4 protein-coding genes are annotated in these 3,748 nt (G+C 71.8%); 2 read left to right on the forward strand and 2 right to left on the reverse strand.

Annotation, left to right across the window (positions count from 1 at the left end; all coding sequences use genetic code 11):
* Positions 1 to 370 (reverse strand): NAD-dependent epimerase/dehydratase family protein (locus VFO68_RS25540; RefSeq protein WP_325160924.1); only part of this gene is annotated, 370 nt, incomplete at its 3' end.
* Positions 371 to 423: 53 nt separating this feature from the next.
* Between VFO68_RS25540 and VFO68_RS25545 the strand changes: the two genes are divergently transcribed.
* Entirely contained in the window at positions 424 to 2,061 is a 1,638-nt protein-coding gene (locus VFO68_RS25545; protein WP_325160925.1) for an ABC-F family ATP-binding cassette domain-containing protein, read from the forward strand.
* Here VFO68_RS25545 and VFO68_RS25550 read toward each other — a convergent pair.
* Positions 1,962 to 2,897, reverse strand: a complete 936-nt coding sequence (locus VFO68_RS25550; RefSeq protein ID WP_325160926.1) for a bile acid:sodium symporter family protein — start codon at positions 2,895 to 2,897, stop codon at positions 1,962 to 1,964. The two genes, VFO68_RS25545 and VFO68_RS25550, sit on opposite strands and share 100 nt — an antisense overlap.
* A gap of 148 nt (positions 2,898 to 3,045) precedes the next feature.
* Between VFO68_RS25550 and hrcA the strand changes: the two genes are divergently transcribed.
* Positions 3,046 to 3,748: heat-inducible transcriptional repressor HrcA (hrcA, locus tag VFO68_RS25555; RefSeq protein ID WP_325160927.1), on the forward strand; the 703-nt coding region annotated here is incomplete at its 3' end.

The raw sequence follows: 3,748 nt of genomic DNA on the forward strand, positions 1-3,748 counted from the left end.
CCAACGGCTGGCCGGCCATCAGCGCGGCCTCGGTGCCGACGTGCACCAGCCGCCGCACGCCCGCGCTGCGGGCGGCGGCCAGCACGTTGCGGGTGCCGTCCACGTTGCCGGCGGTGAAGTCCGCCCAGGTGCCGCCCGGACCGGTCCACGCCGCCGCGTGGAAGGCCAGTTCGGCGCCGGCGCACGCGGCGGCCAGCGAGTCCACATCGGACAGGTCGCCGCGCACCGGTTGCGCGCCCAGCCCGGTCACCCGGGCCGCCGAGGCGTCGCCGCGGGCCAGCGCCCGCACCGTGTGCCCGTCGGCGACCAGCCTGCGGACCAGCGCCCCGCCGACGAACCCGGATCCTCCGGTGACGAAAGCCGTTGTCATGTCGCCAACATATCGATCGCGATCACCGGCCACGGTGCGCGACCATTCGACCCATGGGTTTTCTTGAGGCGAACGGGCTCGGCTACCGGCTCGACGACGGCCGGCAGCTGTTCCGGGACGTCTCGTTCCGGGTGAGCACCGGCCAGGTCGTGGCGCTGGTCGGTGCGAACGGCGCCGGGAAGACGACCCTGCTGCGGCTGCTGGCCGGCGAGCTGACCCCGGTCGAGGGCGGCGTCTCCGTCCAGGGCGGCCTGGGCGTGATGCCGCAGTTCATCGGCTCGTTGCGGGACCAGACCACGGTGCGGGACCTGCTGCTCGCGGTGTCCCCGCCGGCGCTGCGGGCCGCGGCCGCCGAGCTGGACGCCGTCGAGCTGGCCCTGATGGAGACCGACGACGAGCAGACCCAGCTCCGCTACGCGCACGCGCTGCAGGAGTGGGGCGAGGCCGGCGGCTACACCGTCGAGGTGCTCTGGGACACCGTCACCGTGGCCGCGCTCGGCGTGCCGTTCGACAAGGCCCGGTTCCGCGAGGTCGGCACCCTGTCCGGCGGCGAACAGAAGCGGCTGGTGCTGGAGGCCCTGCTGCGCGGCCAGGAGCGGGTCCTGCTGCTCGACGAGCCGGACAACTACCTGGACGTGCCCGGCAAACGCTGGCTCGAACAGCGGCTCGCCGACTGCGGCAAGGCCGTGCTGCTGGTCAGCCACGACCGCGAGCTGCTGGCCAGCGCCGCCACCCACGTGGTGACCGTCGAGGGCGGCACCGCCTGGACGCACGGCGGCGGGTTCGCCACCTGGCACGACGCGCGGCTGGCCCGCTGGGACCGGATGGCCGAGCTGCGGCTGCGCTGGGACGAGGAGCACGACAAGCTGGTCGAACTGGTCCGCTGGCTGGGCCAGATCGCCAAGTACAACGACGGCATGGCGCCCCGGTACAAGGCGGCGCAGACCCGGCTGCGCAAGTTCGAGGAGCCCGGACCGCCGCCGCTGCCGCCCCGCGAGCAGCGGGTCAAGCCGCGGCTGCGCGGCGGGCGGACCGGCGTGCGCGCGATCACCTGCACCGGGTTGGAGCTGACCGGCCTGATGCGCCCGTTCGACGTCGAGGTGTTCTTCGGCGACCGGGTGGCCGTGCTGGGCTCCAACGGTTCCGGCAAGAGCCACTTCCTGCGGCTGCTCGGCGGGGACACCGATGTGGCGCACACCGGCGTCTGCCGGCTCGGCGCCCGCGTCGTGCCGGGTCTGTTCGCCCAGACCCACCGGCATCCGGAGTGGGTGGGCCGCACCCTGCTGGACATCCTCTGGCACGGCGAGGACGGCCGGTCCGGCATGGACCAGGGCACCGCGTCGGCCGTGCTGTCCCGCTACGGCCTGGCCGGCTGCCGCGAGCAGCGGTTCGAGACGCTCTCCGGCGGGCAGCAGGCGCGGTTCCAGATCCTGCTGCTCGAACTGTCCGGCGCCACCCTGCTGCTGCTCGACGAGCCGACCGACAACCTGGACCTGACCTCGGCGGAGGCGTTGCAGGACGCGCTGGAGGCGTTCGAGGGCACCGTGGTCGCCGTGACCCACGACCGCTGGTTCGCCCGCTCGTTCGACCGCTACCTGGTGTTCCGCTCCGACGGGGCGGTCGCCGAGGTGTCCGAGCCGGTCTGGGACGAGGCCAGGGTGGCCCGGCCCCGGGAGTGGGCGAAGAAGTAGCACAGCGCCCCGGCCGGCACGAACATCACCACGCCGTACACCGCCGCCGGAATCGCCATCTGCGAGTTGTTCAGCAGCGCCGGGCTGAGCGCGATCGTGATCGCCAGCGTGGCGTTGTGGATGCCGATCTCGAACGAGGCGGCGATCGACTGCGGGTGGCTCACCCGCAGCAGCCGGGGCACGGTGTAGCCGATGGCCAGGGACAGCACGCAGAGCAGCAGCGTCGCCAGGCCGACGTCCTCGACGAAGCCGAGGATGTTGGCGCGTTCCTGGAAGATCGCCACGGCGATCACGGCCACCAGGACCACGATCGAGGCGATCTTCACCGGCCGCTGCATCCGCTCGGCGAAGGCGGTGAACCGGTGCCGCACGAACATCCCGATCGCCACCGGCACCAGCACGATGGCCACCACCTGGAGCATCTTGCCGGCCTGCAGCCCGAGGGTGGCGCTGTCGCCGAGGAACCCGGCCACCGCCAGGTTGACCACGATCGGCAGGGTGACCACGGCCAGCACCGAGTTGATCGCGGTCAGCGTGATGTTCAGGGCGACGTCGCCACGGGCCAGGTGGCTGAAGATGTTCGCGGTCGTCCCGCCCGGCGAGGCGGCCAGCAGCATCATCCCCACCGCCAGCACCGGTTCGAGGTCGAACAGCAGCACCAGGCCCAGGCACAGGGCCGGCAGCAGCAGGATCTGGCAGGCCAGTGCGACGGCCGCGGCGCGCGGGTGCCGGGCGACCCGGGCGAAGTCCGCCACGGTCAGGGAGAGGCCAAGGCCGAGCATGATCACGGCAACCGTGATCGGCAGGAAGACGGTGGTCACCGTTGACGACGTCATGAGCGAGCACGGTCGCAACAACCGGACAAAAAGGCAATAGCTCACGTCCAGGTTCGCGTGGGCGATCCTTGAGCGTATGGGAGCTGCTCCGATCGGACGCTCCGTAAACTTGTGGTGAGGTTGGCCGTCGACGAGCCGGAGGTAGCACGTGGTGAGCTCGGATGAGCGCCGCTTCCAGGTGTTGCGCGCGATCGTCGCCGACTACGTGTCCAGCAACGAGCCGGTCGCGTCCAAGGCCATCGTCGACCGGCACAACCTGGGCGTTTCCAGTGCCACCGTGCGCAACGACATGGCGGCGCTGGAGGAGGAGGGCTACATCACGCAGCCGCACACCAGCGCCGGCCGGATCCCCACCGACAAGGGCTACCGGCTGTTCGTCGACCGGCTCTCCGACGTCAAGCCGCTCTCCTCGGCCGAGCGGCGCGCCATCCAGTCGTTCCTCGGCGGCGCGCTCGACCTCGACGACGTGCTGCGCCGCAGCGTGCGGCTGCTGGCCCAGCTCACCCGCCAGGTCGCCGTCGTGCAGTACCCGACGCTCACCCGGTCCACCGTCCGGCACCTCGAGCTGGTCCAGCTCACCCCGGCCCGGGTGATGCTGGTGCTGATCACCGACACCGGCCGGGTGGACCAGCGGATGATCGACCTGGGTGACGTGCTCGGCGAGGAGACCGTCGGCCGGCTGCGCACCATGCTCAACGCCACGCTGACCGGGCACCCGCTCACCGACGCCGCGGCCAAGGTCGGCGAGCTGCTCGAGGAGGCCCCGCAGGACCTGCGCGACGTCATGACCAGGATGTCGACGGTGCTGATCGAGTCGTTGGTCGAGCACCCGGAGGAACGCCTGGTGCTGG

The organism is Actinophytocola sp. (genome assembly GCF_035712165.1).
Lineage (GTDB): Bacteria > Actinomycetota > Actinomycetes > Mycobacteriales > Pseudonocardiaceae > DASYTH01.

Coding starts and splice junctions, on each gene's coding strand:
- VFO68_RS25545 (WP_325160925.1), top strand. CDS start 424: ATGGGTTTTCTTGAGGCGAACGGGCTCGGCTACCGGCTCGACGACGGC.
- VFO68_RS25550 (WP_325160926.1), bottom strand. CDS start 2,897: ATGACGTCGTCAACGGTGACCACCGTCTTCCTGCCGATCACGGTTGCC.